Origin of the sequence: Micromonospora sp. WMMD980, assembly GCF_029626035.1 — a bacterium.
GTDB lineage: Bacteria > Actinomycetota > Actinomycetes > Mycobacteriales > Micromonosporaceae > Micromonospora.
In genome coordinates this window covers 6,364,338-6,383,156 of record NZ_JARUBE010000003.1, presented here as the reverse complement: position 1 = coordinate 6,383,156, position 18,819 = coordinate 6,364,338, and the positions used below count along the sequence as shown (strand labels likewise).

The following is an 18,819-nucleotide window of genomic DNA, read 5'->3' as shown; positions in this document are numbered from 1 at the left end:
GGCTGATCGGCGCGTGATCGCGGCCGACCTTCCTGGACGCGACTGGCATCTCGTCCACCAGAGTCAACGAGGGCGCACCGAGCGAAGTCACGCCAGTCGAGTGTCGCCGGGCCGGCCCGCACGGGCTCTGAGGTGTTAAGAAGGGCCCCTTCTACAACGCCAGGCGTTAAGAAGGGGCCCTTCCTTGCGCGTCAGGCCGCGAGCTTGCGGGCCAGGTTCTCGTCGAGCGCGTTCATGAACTCGTCGGTGGTCAGCCACGGAGCGTCCCGCGAGATGAGCAGCGCGAGGTCCTTGGTCATCTGGCCGCCCTCGACGGTCTCCACGATGACCTTCTCCAGCGTGTTCGCGAACTCGGTGACCGCCGGGGTGCCGTCCAGCTTGCCCCGGTGGGCCAGGCCACGGGTCCAGGCGTAGATCGACGCGATCGGGTTGGTCGAGGTCTTCTCGCCCTTCTGGTACTGCCGGTAGTGCCGGGTCACCGTGCCGTGCGCGGCCTCGGCCTCGACGGTACGGCCGTCCGGGGAGAGCAGCACCGAGGTCATCAGGCCGAGCGAGCCGAAGCCCTGGGCGACGGTGTCGGACTGCACGTCACCGTCGTAGTTCTTGCAGGCCCAGACGTAACCGCCCTCCCACTTGAGCGCGGCGGCGACCATGTCGTCGATCAGCCGGTGCTCGTAGGTCAGGCCGGCGGCGTCGAACTCGGCCTTGAATTCGGCCTCGAACACCTCGGCGAAGATGTCCTTGAACCGGCCGTCGTACGCCTTGAGGATGGTGTTCTTGGTCGACATGTAGACCGGGTAGTTGCGGTCCAGGCCGTAGCGGAACGAGGCGCGGGCGAAGTCCCGGATCGACTCGTCGAAGTTGTACATGCCCATGGCGATGCCGCCGCCGGGGAAGTCGGCGACCTCCATCTCCATCGGCGCGGAGCCGTCGGCCGGGGCGTAGGTGATGGTGACCTTGCCCGGGCCGGGGACCACGAAGTCGGTGGCCTTGTACTGGTCGCCGTGCGCGTGCCGGCCGATGATGATCGGCTTGGTCCAGCCCGGGACGAGCCGCGGCACGTTCGACATGATGATCGGCTCGCGGAAGACCACGCCGCCGAGGATGTTGCGGATGGTGCCGTTCGGCGACCGCCACATCTTCTTCAGGCCGAACTCCTCCACCCGGGCCTCGTCCGGGGTGATGGTGGCGCACTTGACGCCGACGCCGTGCTCCTTGATGGCGTTGGCGGCGTCGACGGTGACCTGGTCGTCGGTCTCGTCGCGGTACTGGATCGACAGGTCGTAGTAGTGCAGGTCGACGTCGAGGTAGGGCAGGATCAGCTGCTCCCGGATCTGCTTCCAGATGATCCGGGTCATCTCGTCGCCGTCGATTTCCACGACCGGGTTGTTTACCTTGATCTTCGCCATCGGCCGGCGCTCCTCTCGGGGGACACGTGCTCAAGCAGTACGAGCGTACTGGAAACCGCCCGGGGCGCCCCAGCCGGCCTCGTGGTGGCATCCTTCCCGGATGCCGCTGACGCACACGCTCGGGTCTATCACGATCACCGCGCTGCCGGACCGGGCGGGTCCTTCCCTCCAGCCACGCGCGGCGGCGTTCCCCGGCGCCACCGACGCGCGGTAGCGCGAGGCGGCCCGTCGGGACCCGGTCGCCGTCGGGCCGGGGGACGCCGAAGGGCGGCCGGCGGGCCGCCGGCCGCCCTTCGGCGGGTGGTGCGGGGTGGGTCAGAGGGAGGAGATGTCGGCCTGCTTGGCGCGGACGGCCTCGGCGGCCTCCTTCAGGGCGGCCAGCTCGTCGGCGTCCAGGTCGGTCTCGACGACCCGCTTCACGCCCTGGGCGCCGATCTCGGCCTCGACGCCCAGGTAGACGCCGGAGATGCCGTACTCGCCGTCGACCCATGCGCAGACCGGCATGACGTCGCCGGAGTCCTCGGCCACGGCCTTCGCCATCCGCGCCGCGGCGGCGGACGGGGCGTAGTAGGCCGAGCCGGTCTTCAGCAGCGCGACGACCTCGGCGCCACCGTTGCGGGTCTTGACGACCAGTTCCTCGATCTGCTCGGCCGGCATGACGTCGCGCAGCGGCTTGCCGTTCACGGTGCTCTTGGACGGGACCGGGACCATGGTGTCGCCGTGCGAGCCGAGGGTCAGGGTCCGCACCGACTTCACCGGTACGCTCAGCGCCTCGGCGACGAAGTTGGTGAACCGGGCGGTGTCGAGCATGCCGGCCTGGCCGAGCACCCGGTTCTTCGGGAACTGCGTGGCGATCTGGGCCAGCGCGGTCATCTCGTCGAGCGGGTTCGACACCACGATGACGACGGCGTTCGGGGCGTACTTGGCGACGTTCTCGGAGACCTGCCGGACGATCTTGGCGTTGGTCTCCAGCAGGTCCATCCGGCTCATGCCCGGCTTACGCGGCAGGCCGGCGGTGATGACGACGACGTCGGAGCCCTCGATGGCCTCGTAGCCCTCACCGTTGGGGCCGGTGGTGACGCCGACGATCGTGGTCTCGAAGCCCTCGACCGGCCGCGACTGGTTGAGGTCCAGCGCGAGGCCCGCCGGCTTGCCCTCCACGATGTCGGTGATGACGACGGTGTCGAAGACGTCGTACTCGGCCAGACGCTGTGCGGTGGTGGAGCCGTAGAAGCCGGCCCCGACGACAGTGACCTTCTTACCCATGGTCGTCCCACTCCCTGATACCAGTCGGTTTCCCGGACCGTATCAGCCATCCTGGCACCGAACGGGCGAGGGGCGGACGGTTATGACCTGTCTGGGTGGTCAGGCGTCCCGCTCGGCCCGCTCGACCACGTTGGTGAGCAGCATGGCCCGGGTCATCGGGCCGACGCCGCCCGGCATCGGCACCACCTTGCCGGCCACCTCGACCACCTCCGGGTCGACGTCGCCGGTGTAGCGCCCCTTGCCGTCGTCACCGATCACCCGGGTGATGCCGACGTCCACCACCGTCGCGCCGGGGGTGACCATGTCGGCGGTGAGCAGGCCGGGCACCCCGGCGGCGACGATCACGACGTCGGCCGCGCGGGTGCGCGAGGCGAGGTCGAGGGTGCCGGTGTGGCAGAGCGTGACGGTGGCGTTCTCGCTGCGCCGGGTGAGCAGCAGGCCGAGCGGCCGGCCGACCGTGTTGCCCCGGCCGACCACGGCGACGTTCGCACCGCGCAGCGGCACGTCGTGCCGGCGCAACAGCTCGACGATGCCGCGCGGCGTGCAGGGCAGCGGGGCGTCGTAGCCGAGCACGAGCCGACCCAGGTTGACCGGGTGCAGGCCGTCGGCGTCCTTGTCCGGGTCGATGGACTCCAGTGCCCGCTGGGTGTCCAGGTGGGCCGGGAGCGGAAGCTGGACGATGTAGCCGTGGCAGGCCGGATCGGCGTTCAGCTCGGCCAGCGCCGCGTCGAGCTGCTCCTGGCTGGCGTCGGCGGGCAGCGCGACCCGCAGCGAGGCGATGCCGACCTCGGCGCAGTCGCGGTGCTTGCCGTTGACGTACGCCTGGGAGCCGGGGTCCTCCCCGACCAGGACCGTGCCGAGGCCCGGGGTGATGCCGCGTTCGGCGAGCGCCTTGACCCGCGCCCGCAGTTCGTCCTTGATCTCCGCCGCCGTGGCCTTGCCGTCCAGGATCGTCGCCGTCACCAGGTGATCGTCTCACGTCCGGGTCGCGGGACCGCGACGCCCGCCGACATCGCGCCGGCACGTGGCCTTCGCCACTCAGAGTCACGAGACATGCCTTGAAACGGAACATTCGGGCACGATGCGTCACCTCTCCGTTACCCAACCGTTGTCGACCCGCCGCATCGCGACCTACCGTTACGGCTCGTTGCGCAGCGTCACCCAGCGCCGGGCCGACCGCGCAGCGTGAGGAGAAGAGGAGACTCCATGCGTGTTCGTAGGCTCGCGGCCTGGACCGCTCTCCCGCTCGCGGTGACCCTGGGCCTGGCGGCCTGCGGCACGGGCGGCGGCAGCGGCGGCGCAAGCGACCCCGACGCGGCCGTGCGGATCGAGATCGCCGAGCCGCAGCACCTGGTGCCGACCAACACCAACGAGACCAGTGGCTCGCAGGTGCTGTCGGCCCTGTTCAGCCCGCTCGTCGACTACGACGAGGCGAACAAGCCGCACGAGGTGGCGGCGGACTCGGCGACGTCGTCGGACAACAAGGTCTGGACGATCAAGCTGAAGCCCGGCTACACCTTCCACAACGGCGAGAAGGTCACCGCCGACAACTACGTCGACGCCTGGAACTACGGCGCGTACGCGCCGAACGGCCAGAACTCCAGCTACTTCTTCGAGAAGATCGCCGGCTACGAGGACCTCCAGGGCGAGAAGCCGAAGGCCCAGACGCTGAGCGGCCTGAAGAAGGTCGACGACCTCACCTTCACCGTGACGCTCACCGAGCCGTACGTGGACTTCAAGACCATGCTCGGCTACACCGCCTTCTACCCGCTGCCCAAGGCGGCGTTCTCCGCGCCGGGCGTGCTCGCCGACGGCTACGAGCAGGCGCCGATCGGCCAGGGCCCGTTCAAGATGAAGGGCAACTGGCAGCACGACGCCAAGGTCGAGGTGGAGAAGTACGACGCGTTCCCGGGCCAGCAGCCCAAGGTGGGTGGCGTCGAGTTCCGGATCTACCAGCAGCCGACCGCCGCGTACGCGGACGTGCTGTCGGACAACCTCGACGTGATCAAGACGATCCCGACCGAGAACCTGTCCACCGCCGCCACCGACCTCGGCGACCGGTTCCAGCAGAGCCCGGCCTCGTCGCTCCAGGTGTTGGCGTTCCCGACCTTCCAGAAGGAGTTCAGCAAGCCCGAGGTGCGCAAGGCCATCTCGATGGCGATCGACCGGGACGAGATCACCAAGTCGATCTTCAAGGACTCCCAGCAGCCGGCTCGCTCGTTCGTCTCGCCGGTGGTCGCGGGCTACCGGGAGAACACCATCGGCACCGCCGGCGCGTTCGACCCGGCCAAGGCCAAGGCCATGTACGAGGCCGCGGGCGGCCCGAAGAAGATCGAGCTGTCCTACAACGGGGACGGCGGCCACAAGGACTGGATCGACGCCACCTGCAACCAGCTCAAGGCCAACCTGGGCGTGGAGTGCGTGGGCAACGCCGAGCCGAAGTTCGCGGACCTGCTGACCAAGCTCAAGCAGAAGCAGTCGGTCGGCCTGTTCCGGATGGGCTGGGTGATGGACTACCCGTCCATGGAGAACTACCTGGGCCCGCTGTACAGCACCAACGGCTCGTCGAACTACTACGGCTACTCGAACCCGGAGTTCGACAGGCTGCTCGCCGAGGGCGCCCGCGCGGCGACCGAGGACGAGGCGATCAAGAAGTACCAGGCGGCGGAGGACCTGCTCGCGCAGGACCTGCCGGTGATCCCGCTGCGGTACGGGCAGAACAACTTCGGTCACTCGACCAAGGTCAAGAACGTCCACGTGGACCTCTTCGACCGGGTGGACCTGCTGAAGATCGAACGCGCCTGACCTGACCGACCACGGGCCGGGCCACCCCCACCGGGTGGCCCGGCCCTGGCATTGGCCCGCATTTCTCCTGTTTTCGGCACACTGGCCAGCATGCTCCGGTTCATCCTGCGGCGACTGCTCCAGATGGTCCTCGCCTTCTTCGGGACCACGCTGATCGTCTACGCGTTGATGTTCGCCGGGCAGGGCGACCCGATCCAGGCGCTCGCCGGGGAACGACCGGTCACCGCGGCCCAACGCGCCTACCTGACCGAGAAGTACCACCTGGACGCGACCGGCGTCGGCGGGTTCTTCTACCGCTACCTCAACTATCTCGGCGGCCTGCTCCGGGGCGACCTCGGCCAGTCGCTGACCGGCCGGCAGATCGGCGACATCCTCGCCGCCGCCTGGCCGGTCACCGTGAAGCTCGCCCTGATCGCGATGGCCGTGACCGTTCTCGTCGGGGTCACCGCCGGGGTGATCGCCGGGATCCGGCGAGCCGGCGTCTTCGACCACGCGACGCTCGTGCTCACGCTGCTGGTGCTCGGCATCCCGACCATCGTGCTGGCCCCGCTGGCGCAGTACTTCCTCGGCGTACGCTGGCCGATCTTCCCGCCCACCGCCGGCGCGCAGCCGTCGCTCTGGGCGCTGCTGCTGCCCGGCATCGTGCTCGGCTCACTGTCGCTGGCCACCGCGCTGCGGCTGACCCGGACGTCGGTGTCGGAGAACCTGCGCGCCGACTACGTGCGGACCGCCCGCGCGAAGGGTCTGGCCCGACGCCGCGTCGTCGGCGTGCACGTGCTGCGCAACTCGCTCATCCCGGTGGTCACGTTCCTCGGCGTCGAACTCGGCAACCTGATGAGCGGCGCGATCATCACCGAGGGCGTGTTCAACATCCCTGGCGTCGGCTTCAACCTGTTCCGCGGCATCCGCACCGAGGACGGCCCGCTGGTGGTCGGCATCGTCAGCGTGCTCGTCGTGGTCTACCTGCTGTCCAACCTGGTGGTGGACGTGCTCTACGCCGTACTCGACCCGAGGATCCGCTATGAGTGAGCGCAGCGAACGAATCATCAACGCAGCGTGTCCGGTCGCTCGTGACCGCGCCGAGCGGAGCGGGGCGCGGGCATGAGCGATTTCGAGACGGTCGCGGCGACCGAGGACCAGTCGGCGCGGCGGGGGGTCTCCGGCGAGCCCGGCACCCCGGACCGGGCCGGCGAGCCGCGTCGGCCGCGCAGCCTGGCCGGCGACGCCTGGCGCGACCTGCGCGGCAACCCGGTCTTCTGGCTCAGCCTCCTGCTGGTGGTGCTGGTCGCCGCGATGGCCGTCGCGCCCGGGCTGTTCACCGCCAACGACCCGCGCGACTGCGTGCTCTCCCGCCAGCACGCCGGGCCGTCCGGCGGGGCGATCTTCGGGTACGACTTCCAGGGCTGCGACACGTTCGCCCGCGCGGTCTACGGCGCCCGCGCCTCGCTGCTGGTGGGTGCGTTCTCGGCGCTGATCACCGGGGTGATCGCGCTCGTGGTCGGGATGCTCGCCGGCTACTTCGGCGGCTGGGTCGACGCGGTGCTCTCCCGGGTGATCGACATCGTGCTCGGCATCCCGCTGCTGTTGGCCGCGATCGTGCTGCTCAAGCGGGTCAGCACCAGCGGCGAGACGGTACGCCTGTTCGCGGTCATCCTGGTGCTGGCGCTGCTCGGCTGGACCACCGCGGCCCGGGTGGTGCGCTCCTCGGTGATCACCGCCCGGGAGCAGGACTACGTGGCCGCCGCCCGGATGCTGGGCGCCGGCAACGGCCGGATCATGTGGCGGCACATCCTGCCGAACGCGCTCGCACCGGCCATCGTGGTGCTCACCATCGCGCTCGGCTCGTTCATCGCGGCCGAGGCCACGCTGAGCTTCCTCGGCATCGGCCTGAAGGCGCCGACCATCTCCTGGGGCATCGACATCGACGCGGGCCGGGTGCACATGCGCGAGTCGGCGACGCCGCTGATCGTGCCGTCGGCCTTCCTCGCGCTGACCGTGCTCGCGTTCATCATGCTCGGCGACGCGATCCGCGACGCCTTCGACCCGAAGCTGCGGTGAGAGACCATGACCGAACCCGCGGTCCGGCCGACGCCGGCCTCCCCCACTCCGCCCGACGGGCACCTGCTGGAGGTGCGGGACCTGCACGTCGAGTTCCGCACCGGCGAGGGGGTGGCCCGGGTGATCAACGGGGTGACCTACCACCTGGACGCCGGCGAGACGCTCGCCGTGCTCGGCGAGTCGGGCTCCGGCAAGTCGGTCACCGCTCAGGCGATCATGGGCATCCTGGACACCCCGCCCGCCCGCGTCCGCTCCGGCCAGATCCTCTACCAGGGGCGGGACCTCCTCACCCGGTCGGAGGAGGAGCGCCGTCGGATCCGCGGCGCGGAGATTGCGATGATCTTCCAGGACGCGCTGTCCGCGCTGAACCCGGTGTTCCCGGTTGGGTGGCAGATCGGCGAGTCGCTGCGGCAGCGGGCCGGGCTGTCCCGCGCCGACGCGCGCCGACGCACCGTCGAACTGATGGACCTGGTCCGGATCCCGGCCGCGGCGAAGCGGCTCGGCGACCACCCGCACCAGTTCTCCGGCGGCATGCGTCAACGCGTCATGATCGCCATGGCGCTGGCGCTGGACCCGAAGGTGCTGATCGCGGACGAACCCACCACCGCGCTCGACGTCACCGTGCAGGCCCAGATCATGGACCTCCTCGCCGACCTGCGGCGGGACCTCGGCATGGCGCTGATCCTGATCACCCACGACCTCGGTGTGGTGGCCGGCGTGGCGGACCGGATCGCGGTCATGTACGCCGGCCGGATCGTCGAACACGCCGACGTGCGCCCGCTCTACCGGGCGCCCGCCCACCCGTACACCAAGGGGTTGCTGGAGTCGATCCCCCGGCTCGACGTGCGCGGCCAGGCGCTGTCGACCATCCGGGGGCTGCCGCCGAACCTGATGCGGATCCCGGCCGGCTGCCCGTTCCACCCCCGTTGCCCCTACGCGCGGCAGGTCTGCGTGGACGAGGTGCCGCACGACCTGGTCCTCGGCGACGGCCGGACCAGCGCATGCCACTTCGCGCAGGAGGTCCACGATGACCGTGCCCGCTAGCTCCACCAAGCTCCGGGGCGAGACAGTCCTCGCGGTCGACGATCTGGTGAAGCACTTCCCGATCACCCAGGGCGTCCTGTTCAAGCGGCAGATCGGCGCGGTGCGGGCGGTCGACGGGGTGAGCTTCGAGCTGCGTCGGGGCGAGACACTCGGCGTGGTCGGCGAGTCCGGCTGCGGCAAGTCCACGCTGGCCCGGCTGCTCATGCGGCTGGAGACGCCGACCTCCGGCCGGGCCACGCTGGAGGGACGGGACCTGTTCGCCGCGTCCGGCGGGGAGCTGCGCCGGCTGCGGCGGAACATGCAGATGGTGATGCAGGACCCCTACACCTCGCTCAACCCGCGGATGACCGTGGGCGACATCGTCGGCGAACCGTTCGCGATCCACCCGGACGCCGCGCCGAAGGGCAGTCGGCGGCAGCGGGTGCGGGAGCTGCTCGACGTGGTCGGGCTCAACCCGGAGCACGTCAACCGCTATCCGCACCAGTTCTCCGGTGGCCAACGGCAGCGCATCGGCATCGCAAGGGCGCTCGCGCTACGGCCCGAGATCATCGTCTGCGACGAGCCGGTGTCGGCCCTCGACGTCTCCATCCAGGCCCAGGTGATCAACCTGTTGGAGCAGCTCCAGGACGAGTTCGGGCTCTCCTACATCTTCATCGCGCACGACCTGTCGGTGGTCCGGCACATCTGCGACCGGGTGGCGGTGATGTACCTGGGCCGGATCGTGGAGATCGGCACCGAGGAGCAGATCTACCAGCGCGCCACCCACCCGTACACCCAGGCGTTGCTCTCCGCGGTGCCGGTGCCCGACCCGGAGGCCCGCGACCGGCGGACCGTCATCCGGCTCACCGGTGACGTGCCCAGCCCGGCCGACCCGCCGTCCGGCTGCCGGTTCCGCACCCGGTGCTGGAAGGCGGAGGAGGTGTGCGCCGTCCAGGACCCGCAGACCGTGCCCCGCGCGGCCGACCCGCACCCGTCGGCCTGCCACTTCGCCGAGGTGCGCGCGGACGTCTGAGGCCCCGTCCCCCGGAGGAAGTGGGGACGAGGCCTCGCGAGACGCGGACGGGGTGCGTGAGGCGCGCCCCCGTGGGCGACGACGGCCCGCTACGGAACCGCCGGGTCGACGCGGCGGGTTCCGGTGCGGCTCAGGCGGTGGGCGGTGCCCGCGCGGCGCGCACGCCGCGCGGGCGCAGCGGCGGGGCCGGCGGCCGGCGCGCGGGCACGGACCGCGCCGACACGACCGGGCCGGCCACGCTCGGGGGCGCGGCCGGAAGCGGCTCGTCCGGCCCGTCGCCGTAGGCGACGCCGCCGCGCCGGTCGCCCCACCACCCGCCGGACAGCTCCGCGCAGGGCCGTCCCGGGTACGCCCCGACCACCGCGACCGGGTCCGACCCGGCCCGGCATCCGGCGGCCGGTGCGGCGCCGAGCGGCCCGGCGGCGGGCCGGTTTCCGGGCGGGGGCGCGGCGGCGGCCGGGCCGGCGGCGGAGCCGAGTGCCACGAGGACGAAGGCCAGCGTGACGACGACGGCGGCCGACCGGTCGCGCACGCGCATGGCACACCTGCCGGGGCTCATGAACAGTGGAGACGGTCGATCGACCGCCGCCGGCACACGCTAGCAACCGGCCACGGCGGCCGGCAACGGAGCACGGTCGGACGCGACGGATGGCGGGCCACCCCGGTCTTCCTCCGTGGTCGCCGGGGCCACCGGCCTCCGGTGTGTCGGGGGCCCCGGCGGAATCGACGTGGTGGAAGCGGTATGCCTCAGAGGCACCACCATGCCTGCGGGGTATACCGCTCAAACCCGGCTGTTCCTTCGTTGGGGCTCACCCACGGTCACCGGCGGTGAGGTGCGACGCGCGGACCCGACCTAGTGGAAGAAGTGCCGGGTCCCGGTGAGGTACATGGTCACGCCGGCCTCCTTGCAGGCCGCGATGGTCTCCTCGTCGCGGATCGAGCCGCCGGGCTGCACGATCGCCCGGACGCCGGCGTCGATGAGGATCTGCGGCCCGTCGGCGAACGGGAAGAACGCGTCCGAGGCGCAGACCGCGCCGCGGGCCCGGTCCTCGCCGGCCCGGCTGACCGCGAGCCGCGCCGAGTCGACCCGGTTGACCTGGCCCATCCCCACGCCGACGGTGGCGCCGTCGCGGGCCAGCAGGATCGCGTTGCTCTTCACCGCGCGTACCGCCCGCCAGGCGAACGCCAGATCGCGCAGCATCGCCTCGTCGGCCGGGTCGCCGGTGGCAAGCGTCCAGCCGGACGGGTCGTCGCCGGGCGCGTCCACCGCGTCCCGCGCCTGCACCAGCATGCCGCCGCTGACCTGCCGCCACTCCGCCGGCCGCGGCGCGAACGCGGGCGCCCGCAGCAGCCGGATGTTCTTCTTCGCCCGCAGCAGCTCCAGCGCGCCGTCGTCGAAGCCCGGCGCCACCAGCACCTCGGTGAAGATCTCCGCCACCTGCCCGGCCAGCTCGACGCTCACCGGCCGGTTCACCGCGATCACGCCGCCGAACGCGGAGACCGGGTCGCAGGCGTGCGCCTTGCGGTGCGCCTCGGCCACGTCCGCGCCGACCGCGATGCCACACGGGTTGGCGTGCTTGATGACCGCCACCGCCGGCTGGTCCGGGAAGTCGTGCGCGGCCCGCCAGGCGGCGTCCGCGTCGACGTAGTTGTTGTAGGACATCTCCTTGCCGTGCAACTGCTCGGCCTGGGCCAGCCCGGCCGGCGCGCCCGGGTCGGCGTAGAGCGCCGCCGTCTGGTGCGGGTTCTCGCCGTAGCGCAGCACGGCCTGGCGACGCAGCGCCAGCCCGGCGAACTCGCCGAAGCCGTCCTCGGCCGGGGCGACAGTGGTGGCGAACCAGTCCGCCACCGCCACGTCGTAGTCGGCGATGTCGGCGAACGCCCGGGCCGCGAGCGCGCGCCGGCGGGCCAGGGTGAAGCCACCGTCGGCGAGCGCGGCCACCACCGCCGGGTACGCGGCCGGGTCGGTCACCACCGCCACCGAGGCGTGGTTCTTCGCGGCCGCCCGCACCATCGCCGGGCCACCGATGTCGATCTGCTCGACGCACTCGTCGGCGCCCGCGCCGGAGGCGACCGTGGCCTGGAACGGATAGAGGTTGGAGACCAGCAGGTCGATCCCGGCGATGCCGTGCTCGTCGAGCTGGCCGGCGTGGGTGTCCTTGCGCAGGTCGGCCAGGAGACCACCGTGGATCTTCGGGTGCAGGGTCTTCACCCGGCCGTCGAGGATCTCCGGGAAGCCGGTGACCTGCTCGACCGGAGTGACCGGCACGCCCGCGCCGGAGATCGTCGAGGCGGTGCTGCCGGTCGAGACGATCTCCACGCCGGCCTCGTGCAGGGCGTGGGCCAGCTCGGCCAGGCCGGTCTTGTCGTAGACGCTGACCAACGCGCGCCGGATCGGGCGGCGACCTTCCTCAGTGGTGCTCACGGAATGCTGACCTTTCTGCCGGTGATCGTCCAACCTTCACGGACCAGGCGGCCGACCTGCTCGACGAGCTGGCGCCGCTCGGCGGACTTGATGCGCTCGGTGAGCGTCTCCACGTCGTCGTCGTCGAACACCGCAACGGCGACCTGGGCGACGATCGGGCCGGTGTCCATCCCGGCATCGACGAAGAACAACGTGGCCCCGGTGACCTTCACGCCGTAGGCCAGCGCGTCGCGGGGACCGTGGATGCCGGGGAACGCCGGCAGCAGCGTGTTGTGCGTGTTCAGGTAGCGGTCGCCGAACGCGGTCAGGAACTCCGGCCCGACCAGCTTGAGGAACCCCGCGCTGACCACCAGGTCCGGCCGGTGCTCGGCCACCCGGGCGGTGAGGGCCTTGTCCCAGTCCTCCCGGGTCGGGTGGTCCTTGACCCGCTCGACGAAGGACGGCACGCCGGCGGCGGCGGCCCGGTCCAGGCCGGCGATCCCGTCCCGGTCGGCGCCGACGGCCACCACCCGCGCCCCGTAGCCGGGGTCGGCGGCGGCGTCCAGCAGCGCCTGGAGGTTGCTGCCGGAGCCGGAGACGAGGACGACGAGGCGGGCGACGGACGCGGGCTCGGTCACGCGGCAACCCTATCGGGCAGGCCGGCCGGTCCGGCCGTCGGGCGGCGGCTTGTCGGGTGATCTCCCCGGTGGCACCGTCGCGGTACGCTGCCGGTCGCCCGGTGTCCGGCCTACGCCCGACCCGCATCCCCAGAGAACCCGGCACCTCGCCCGTGCCGCCGGACCTAGGAGTCACCCCATGCAGCCCGGTTACCCCCAGCAGCAGCCCCCGCAGCAGATCGACAACAACATGACCATGTCGATCGTGGCGATCTTCCTGTTCTGGCCGCTCGCCATCCCGGCGATCATCAACGCCTCCAAGGTCAACCCGCTGATCCAGCAGGGCGACTACGCGGGCGCCCAGGCCGCCGCGGCCGAGTCCAAGAAGTGGTCCAAGTGGGCCCTGATCGTCGGCCTGGTCTGGATCGGCATCATTGTGGTGTGTTGCCTGTTCGGTGGCCTGGCGGGTCTCGTCGGCGGCAGCAGCGGCACGAACTGACCGACAGCCGAACCAATCTGAGGAGTTCCCTGACATGCAGCCCGGTTACCCCGGACAGGACCCGTACGGCCAGCAGCCGAACCAGGACCCGACCGCCCAGCCGCACGACCCGTACGGCCAGCCGCCGCAGCCCCCGCAGTACGGGCAGCAGCCGCCGTACGGGCAGCAGCCGACCTCCGGTCAGCCCTACGGCGAGCCGACCTCGGGCCAGCCCTACGGGCAGCCCACCTCCGGCCAGCCCTATGGCCAGGACCCGTACGCGCAGCAGCAGCCGTACGGCGCCGCGCCGCAGTATCCGGCCGCGGGCTACCCAACCGGCCCGGGCGCGGGTCAGGGCCAGAACAACACGCTGGGCCTGATCGGCATGATCGTCGGCATCGCGTCGATCGTGCTCGGCCTATGCTGCCCGCTGCTGGGCGTCCCGGCCGGCATCGCCGGCGTGGTGCTCGGTGTGCTCGGCCAGAAGAAGGTGCAGGCCGGCGAGGCCAGCAACGCCGGCCAGGCCCGGGCCGCCCTGATCTGCGGTGCGGTCGGCGTGGTCGTCGGCATCATCAGCGCCATCGCCGGTGCCGCTATCAACATGGGCAACTTCGGTTCCTGACCGGTTCCCACGAGGGGCGTCCGGCGACTGGCCGGGCGCCCCTCGCGCGTCCCTGCCGCGTGCTCGCCGGCCCAGGTCGTCGGCGACGGCGAGGGCTCCGGCCCGCTCGCGCCTCCCGGCGCGGGTCAGCGCGGGTCGGGGGTGGCGCGGGGCGGGGCCGATGGGCGGGCCGGCGGCGCGGGCCGGGTGAGGGTGCGGGTCGCCGCGGCGCCGAGCATCGCGCCGACCGCGACCACCACCGTGGCCACGCCGAACACCGGCCAGGGTGGCGGCCCGATCTCGGCCAGCCGGCCGCCGCCGAGCGGCCCGCCCGAAGCCGCCGCGACCAGCCCCAGCAACGCGCCGGCGACCGGACCGGCGAGCGCGGCCGGGACCAGGAGCGCCCGCCAGCCGACCTCGGCCCGTTCCTCGGCCGCGGCCCGCAGCGACCGCCGGGCCAGCAGCCAGCCGGCCGCCATCGCGACCAGCACCGGGACCGCGAGCAGCCCGGCGCCGGCCCCGTCCACCGGGCCGCGCGGCAGGCCGGCCAGCAGGGGTACGGCCGGCAGCGCGCCGACCGACACCTCGCTGGTGCGGACCGCCGTGTCCGTGCCGACGGCGAACCCGGGCCCGAGCAGGTAGCTGGCCGACCAGGCGGTGGCGTTCGGCGCGTAGGCGAGGCTGACCAGGGTGATGCCCGCCTGACCGGCCACCCCGGTCCGGTAGGCCCCGATCATGTCGGCCGCGTCGCCCCCGCCGGTGGCCACCGACAGCCCGGCCGCGCCGGCGCTCGCGCCGCACAGCAGGAGCGCGGCGACCACGCCGGCGCGCAGCCCGTCGCGGACCGGTGGTGGGCTGCGCCGCGCCAGCAACGCCCACACCCCGGTGGTGCGCAACGCGCCGACCAGTGCGGCCGGGGCGCCGAACGCGGCGAAGACGAGCGCGGCGGTGGCCGGGGAGACCCGCAGCCCGCCGGCGCTGACGGTCAGCGCGGCGAGCGCGCCGAGCAGCGCGTACGCGATGCCGACCGCGACCGCGACGGTGAGCGCCTGCCGGGGCGAGCCGCCACCACGGGCGCCCACGGCGCGGCTGACGTGCACCCCGGCGCGGGTGAGCCGCCAGACGACGAGCACGCTCAGCGCGAGCGGCGCCAGGCCGAGTGGGCCCGCGGCGGTCTGCAGCGGCACCCCGTGCCCGAGGAGCCAGCCGGCGAGCCCGGCGCGCAGCGCGCCGGCGAGCGAGCCGGCGTCCTCGGTGAGCTGGGCCAGGCCGAGCACCACGGTGACCGGCAGCCATGAGGTCACCGCGGCCCAGAGCGCGGCCACCCCGGCGGCGACGGGCAGCGGGGCCCGGTTGCGGGACGGGTCGCCGGGCCGGGGCACGGGCCCTCGCGCGGTCGGGCGGGCCCGGCCGCGCGGCCGGGCGCCGGCGGTCGGGCCGGCGGTCGCGCGGCGGGGCTGGTCAGGGGTGACACGTGACATCGCCGTCTACTCTGGCACGCCGCGCTGAGGACGGCAGTCCGATACCGGGCCGTGCCGGTGGTGAGTTCGCCGAACCTGCGGATCGGCCCCGGTGATCCGGTCTAGCCTCGGCTTGAGGCGCGACCTTTTCCTGTCGCGGCACCGACCGCTCGGAGGAAGCCGTGAACGCTCCGTATCCGCCGCCCCCGCCGCCGCCGGCCGCCGGCCGGGACCGGACCACGCTCTGGGGCGTCCTCGGCATCGTGCTCGGCCTGCTCTGCTGCGGCATCCTGGGCATCGTCTTCGGCTGGTTGTCGCTCCGCGACGCGCGCCGCAACGGCAAGTCGCAACTGCTCGGCTGGCTGGCCATCGCGGTGGGTGTCATCAACATCGTGGCCAGCGCCATCGTCCGGGCCCGCGGGCACTACTACTACCCGTACTGGTACCGCTGAGCGACGAGGGGGCCGCCGGCGAACCGGTCGACCCCCTCGGCACGTCACAGGACCGCTCAGCGGCCGGACATGAGCTCCCGCATCAGCTCGGCGGTCTCGGTCGGGGTCTTGCCGACCTTGACGCCGACCGCCTCCAGCGCCGCCTTCTTGGCGTCGGCGGTGCCCGCCGAGCCGGAGATGATGGCGCCAGCGTGGCCCATGGTCTTGCCGGGCGGCGCGGTGAAGCCGGCGATGTAGCCGACGACCGGCTTGGTGACGTTGTCCTTGATGAACTCGGCCGCCCGCTCCTCGGCGTCGCCACCGATCTCGCCGATCATGACGATCGCCTCGGTCTCCGGGTCCGCCTCGAACGCGGCGAGCGCGTCGATGTGGGTGGTCCCGATGATCGGGTCACCGCCGATGCCGACGCAGGTGGAGAAGCCGATGTCGCGCAGCTCGTACATCATCTGGTAGGTCAGCGTGCCGCTCTTGCTGACCAGGCCGATCCGGCCGGCGCCGGTGATGTCGGCCGGGATGATGCCGGCGTTCGACGCGCCCGGCGAGGCGATGCCCGGGCAGTTCGGGCCGATGATCCGGGTCCGCTCGCCCTTGGCCACGTTGTACGCCCAGAACGCGGCGGTGTCGTGCACCGGCACGCCCTCGGTGATCACCACGGCCAGGTCGATGCCGGCGTCGATCGCCTCGACCACCGCGGCCCTGGTGAACTGCGGCGGCACGAAGATGACCGTGACGTCGGCGCCGGTGTCCTTCATCGCGTCCGCGACGGAGGCGAAGACCGGCAGCTCGGTGCCGTCGAAGTCGACGGTGGTGCCGGCCTTGCGCGGGTTCACGCCGCCGACGACGGTGGTGCCGGCGGCGAGCATCCGCCGGGTGTGCTTCGAACCCTCGGAGCCGGTCATGCCCTGCACGATGACCTTGGAGTCCTTGGTCAGCCAGATAGCCATTGTCTACACCCCCGCAGCTGCCAGCTCGGCGGCCCGCTCGGCCGCGCCGTCCATGGTGTCGACCCGCTGGATGAGCGGGTTGGCCGCGCCGTCGAGGATGGCCCGACCGGCCTCGGCGTTGTTGCCGTCGAGGCGGACCACGAGCGGCTTGGTGGCCTTCTCGCCGCGCTGCTCGAGCAGCGCCAGCGCCTGCACGATGCCGTTGGCGACCGCGTCGCAGGCGGTGATGCCGCCGAACACGTTGACGAAGACGCTCTTCACCGACGGGTCGGACAGGACGATCTCCAGGCCGTTCGCCATCACCTCGGCGCTCGCGCCGCCGCCGATGTCCAGGAAGTTGGCCGGCTTGACGCCGCCGTGCCGCTCGCCCGCGTAGGCGACCACGTCGAGCGTGGACATGACCAGGCCGGCGCCGTTGCCGATGATGCCGACCTCGCCGTCGAGCTTGACGTAGTTGAGGTCCTTCTCCTTGGCGGCCTGCTCCAGCGGGTCCACCGACGCCTGGTCGACCAGGGCCTCGTGGTCCGGGTGCCGGAACGCGGCGTTCTCGTCCAGGGTGACCTTGGCGTCCAGGAGCAGCAGCTTGCCGTCCTTGGTGGTGGCCAACGGGTTCACCTCGACCAGGGTGGCGTCCTCGGCGACGAACGCCTGCCACAACCCGACCGCGACGTCGACGATCTGGTCGGCGACCTCGGCCGGGAAGCCGGCCGCGTCGACGATCTCGCGCGCCGTGGCCTCGTCCACGCCGGTGTTGGCGTCGATCGGGGCCTTGACGACCTTCTCCGGCGTCTCGGCGGCGACCGCCTCGATGTCCATGCCGCCGGCGACGCTGGCGATGCAGAGGAAGGTGCGGTTCGCCCGGTCGAGCAGGTACGAGAAGTAGTACTCCTCGGCCACGTCCGCGGTCACCGTGATCATGACCTTGTGGACGGTGTGACCCTTGATGTCCATGCCGAGGATGTCGGTGGCCCGGGCCACCGTCTCCTCCGCGCCCTCGGCCAGCTTCACGCCGCCGGCCTTGCCGCGGCCACCGACCTTCACCTGCGCCTTGACGACCACCCGGCCGCCGAGGCGTTCGGCGATCGCGCGGGCCTCCTCCGGGGTAGTGGCGACGCCGCCGGCGAGCACGGGCAAGCCGTGCCGCTCGAACAGGTCCCGCCCCTGGTACTCGTACAGGTCCACGATTGCGCGTCCCGTCCCGTCTCCGCGGCGCGCCGTCGCGCCGCCACCAGCGTTGGAAAATCAGTTTGACGCCTGTCATCACAACAGACAGGCCATTTGCCGCAGCCTAACGAGATGGGAACCGGCGGCAACCGAGCGGGTGCGTGGTGTGCGGTAATGCACAGCCGTCGACGCCACGGTCGGTGCCGGCACGGCGCGACGTCAGCCGTCCGGGGGATGTCCGCACCGGGGCGTAACCACCTGTCCGGGGCGTCGTTGAGTCTGATGTCGGAGCGCTGGTCAAGCGCGATGACGGGAGCGGCCGATGCCCTGTCGGTCGAGGGGTGGCGGCGGGGCATCGTGCATAGAGGGGCCGGGCGTGTGAGGGGTGCGTCCGGCCCCTCCCCCTGCCCGCGATCGGCTCCGGTGGCGTTCAGCCGACCGGCTGGGCCACGTTCTCCCGCACCCAGTCGACGATCGAGCCGGTGGTGGCGCCCGGGGTGAAGATCTTCGCGACGCCGAGCCGCTGGAGTTCCGGGATGTCGCCCTCCGGGATGATGCCGCCGCCGAAGACCACGATGTCGGCGGCCTCGCGCTCGGTGAGCAGTTCGAGGACCCGCCGGAAGAGGGTCATGTGCGCGCCCGAGAGCACCGAGAGGCCGACCGCGTCCGCGTCCTCCTGGATCGCCGTCTCGACGATCTGCTCGGGAGTCTGGTGCAGGCCGGTGTAGATGACCTCCATGCCCGCGTCCCGCAGGGCGCGGGCGACGACCTTCGCGCCCCGGTCGTGGCCGTCCAGGCCGGGCTTCGCGACGACGACCCGGATACGAGAGCTCATTCGCGTACACCTTTCCCCGGCACCGGCACTCCTGACCTGAACGAACGGTAACCCGGCCGGAGGGCGGGCCGGAAGCCGGGCCGACCCCTACCGCCCGATCGCGCGGTCGGGAAGCCGGACACCTCCGCCGAATGGTCACCGTCCGCGACGAATGGACAGTCGACGGGCCGTCCGTCCGGGGGCACGAGCTATGACAAGCTCGGACGGAGCTGGACATAAAGAATCGCTGGTTCGGCGCTTCGGCTTGTGACAGGAGTGGCGGTTGGCTAA

General features: G+C 72.0%; 18 protein-coding genes. 8 read left to right on the top strand and 10 right to left on the bottom strand.

The genetic code is table 11. From position 1 onward, the window contains the following. Positions 1 to 191: 191 nt before the first annotated feature. The 3 genes from O7618_RS30270 to O7618_RS30260 all read right to left on the bottom strand — a co-directional run bounded on the left by O7618_RS30270 (position 192) and on the right by O7618_RS30260 (position 3,638). Complete coding sequence (locus tag O7618_RS30270) at positions 192 to 1,409, bottom strand: NADP-dependent isocitrate dehydrogenase (protein WP_278109540.1); 1,218 nt, start codon at positions 1,407 to 1,409, stop codon at positions 192 to 194. Positions 1,410 to 1,724: 315 nt separating this feature from the next. Next, on the bottom strand, positions 1,725 to 2,675 hold the full coding sequence (gene mdh / locus O7618_RS30265; protein ID WP_278109539.1) for a malate dehydrogenase: 951 nt from the start codon (positions 2,673 to 2,675) through the stop codon (positions 1,725 to 1,727). A gap of 99 nt (positions 2,676 to 2,774) precedes the next feature. Then, positions 2,775 to 3,638, bottom strand: coding sequence for a bifunctional methylenetetrahydrofolate dehydrogenase/methenyltetrahydrofolate cyclohydrolase (locus O7618_RS30260; protein ID WP_278109538.1), 864 nt, complete (start codon positions 3,636 to 3,638; stop codon positions 2,775 to 2,777). A 243-nt stretch (positions 3,639 to 3,881) separates the two neighbouring features. Here O7618_RS30260 and O7618_RS30255 point away from each other — a divergent pair, with 243 nt between their 5' ends. The 5 genes from O7618_RS30255 to O7618_RS30235 all read left to right on the top strand — a co-directional run bounded on the left by O7618_RS30255 (position 3,882) and on the right by O7618_RS30235 (position 9,594). After that, positions 3,882 to 5,480 carry an ABC transporter substrate-binding protein gene (locus O7618_RS30255; protein WP_278109537.1) on the top strand — a complete coding sequence of 533 codons (1,599 nt, stop codon included), beginning with the start codon at positions 3,882 to 3,884 and terminating at the stop codon, positions 5,478 to 5,480. Between the two features lie 90 nt (positions 5,481 to 5,570). Next, entirely contained in the window at positions 5,571 to 6,509 is a 939-nt protein-coding gene (locus O7618_RS30250) for an ABC transporter permease (RefSeq protein WP_278109536.1), read from the top strand. A 72-nt stretch (positions 6,510 to 6,581) separates the two neighbouring features. Further along, positions 6,582 to 7,538, top strand: coding sequence for an ABC transporter permease (locus O7618_RS30245; protein WP_278109535.1), 957 nt, complete (start codon positions 6,582 to 6,584; stop codon positions 7,536 to 7,538). A gap of 6 nt (positions 7,539 to 7,544) precedes the next feature. Then, complete coding sequence (locus O7618_RS30240; RefSeq protein WP_278109534.1) at positions 7,545 to 8,582, top strand: ABC transporter ATP-binding protein; 1,038 nt, start codon at positions 7,545 to 7,547, stop codon at positions 8,580 to 8,582. Then, positions 8,566 to 9,594 (top strand): dipeptide ABC transporter ATP-binding protein, encoded by a 1,029-nt coding sequence (locus tag O7618_RS30235; protein ID WP_278109533.1) that lies wholly within the window; start codon positions 8,566 to 8,568, stop codon positions 9,592 to 9,594. Before O7618_RS30240 ends, O7618_RS30235 begins: the two co-directional genes overlap by 17 nt. A gap of 130 nt (positions 9,595 to 9,724) precedes the next feature. Here the strand turns inward: O7618_RS30235 and O7618_RS30230 are convergent, their stop codons facing one another. The 3 genes from O7618_RS30230 to purN form a co-directional block, all read right to left on the bottom strand. Next, positions 9,725 to 10,132 (bottom strand): hypothetical protein, encoded by a 408-nt coding sequence (locus O7618_RS30230; protein ID WP_278109532.1) that lies wholly within the window; start codon positions 10,130 to 10,132, stop codon positions 9,725 to 9,727. Between the two features lie 315 nt (positions 10,133 to 10,447). Next, positions 10,448 to 12,019, bottom strand: coding sequence for a bifunctional phosphoribosylaminoimidazolecarboxamide formyltransferase/IMP cyclohydrolase (gene purH / locus O7618_RS30225; RefSeq protein WP_278109531.1), 1,572 nt, complete (start codon positions 12,017 to 12,019; stop codon positions 10,448 to 10,450). Further along, positions 12,016 to 12,636, bottom strand: coding sequence for a phosphoribosylglycinamide formyltransferase (purN, locus tag O7618_RS30220; protein ID WP_278109530.1), 621 nt, complete (start codon positions 12,634 to 12,636; stop codon positions 12,016 to 12,018). Before purN ends, purH begins: the two co-directional genes overlap by 4 nt. Positions 12,637 to 12,814: 178 nt before the next feature. Here purN and O7618_RS30215 point away from each other — a divergent pair, with 178 nt between their 5' ends. Then, positions 12,815 to 13,114: a CD225/dispanin family protein gene (locus O7618_RS30215; protein WP_091072139.1), complete on the top strand. Its 300-nt coding sequence runs from the start codon at positions 12,815 to 12,817 to the stop codon at positions 13,112 to 13,114. A gap of 34 nt (positions 13,115 to 13,148) precedes the next feature. After that, entirely contained in the window at positions 13,149 to 13,715 is a 567-nt protein-coding gene (locus O7618_RS30210; protein ID WP_278109529.1) for a DUF4190 domain-containing protein, read from the top strand. Positions 13,716 to 13,840: 125 nt separating this feature from the next. Here the strand turns inward: O7618_RS30210 and O7618_RS30205 are convergent, their stop codons facing one another. Then, positions 13,841 to 15,175: a DUF6350 family protein gene (locus O7618_RS30205; RefSeq protein WP_278109528.1), complete on the bottom strand. Its 1,335-nt coding sequence runs from the start codon at positions 15,173 to 15,175 to the stop codon at positions 13,841 to 13,843. A gap of 161 nt (positions 15,176 to 15,336) precedes the next feature. Here O7618_RS30205 and O7618_RS30200 point away from each other — a divergent pair, with 161 nt between their 5' ends. Further along, on the top strand, positions 15,337 to 15,606 hold the full coding sequence (locus tag O7618_RS30200; RefSeq protein ID WP_278109527.1) for a DUF4190 domain-containing protein: 270 nt from the start codon (positions 15,337 to 15,339) through the stop codon (positions 15,604 to 15,606). 56 nt (positions 15,607 to 15,662) lie between these two features. On the opposite strand, the gene sucD is transcribed toward O7618_RS30200, so the two are convergent. The 3 genes from sucD to O7618_RS30185 all read right to left on the bottom strand — a co-directional run bounded on the left by sucD (position 15,663) and on the right by O7618_RS30185 (position 18,549). Beyond that, positions 15,663 to 16,550 (bottom strand): succinate--CoA ligase subunit alpha, encoded by an 888-nt coding sequence (sucD, locus tag O7618_RS30195; protein WP_278109526.1) that lies wholly within the window; start codon positions 16,548 to 16,550, stop codon positions 15,663 to 15,665. Positions 16,551 to 16,553: 3 nt separating this feature from the next. Then, positions 16,554 to 17,732, bottom strand: coding sequence for an ADP-forming succinate--CoA ligase subunit beta (gene sucC / locus O7618_RS30190; protein WP_278109525.1), 1,179 nt, complete (start codon positions 17,730 to 17,732; stop codon positions 16,554 to 16,556). Positions 17,733 to 18,144: 412 nt separating this feature from the next. Beyond that, positions 18,145 to 18,549: a cobalamin B12-binding domain-containing protein gene (locus O7618_RS30185; RefSeq protein WP_269690000.1), complete on the bottom strand. Its 405-nt coding sequence runs from the start codon at positions 18,547 to 18,549 to the stop codon at positions 18,145 to 18,147. Between the last annotated feature and the right edge of the window lie 270 nt (positions 18,550 to 18,819).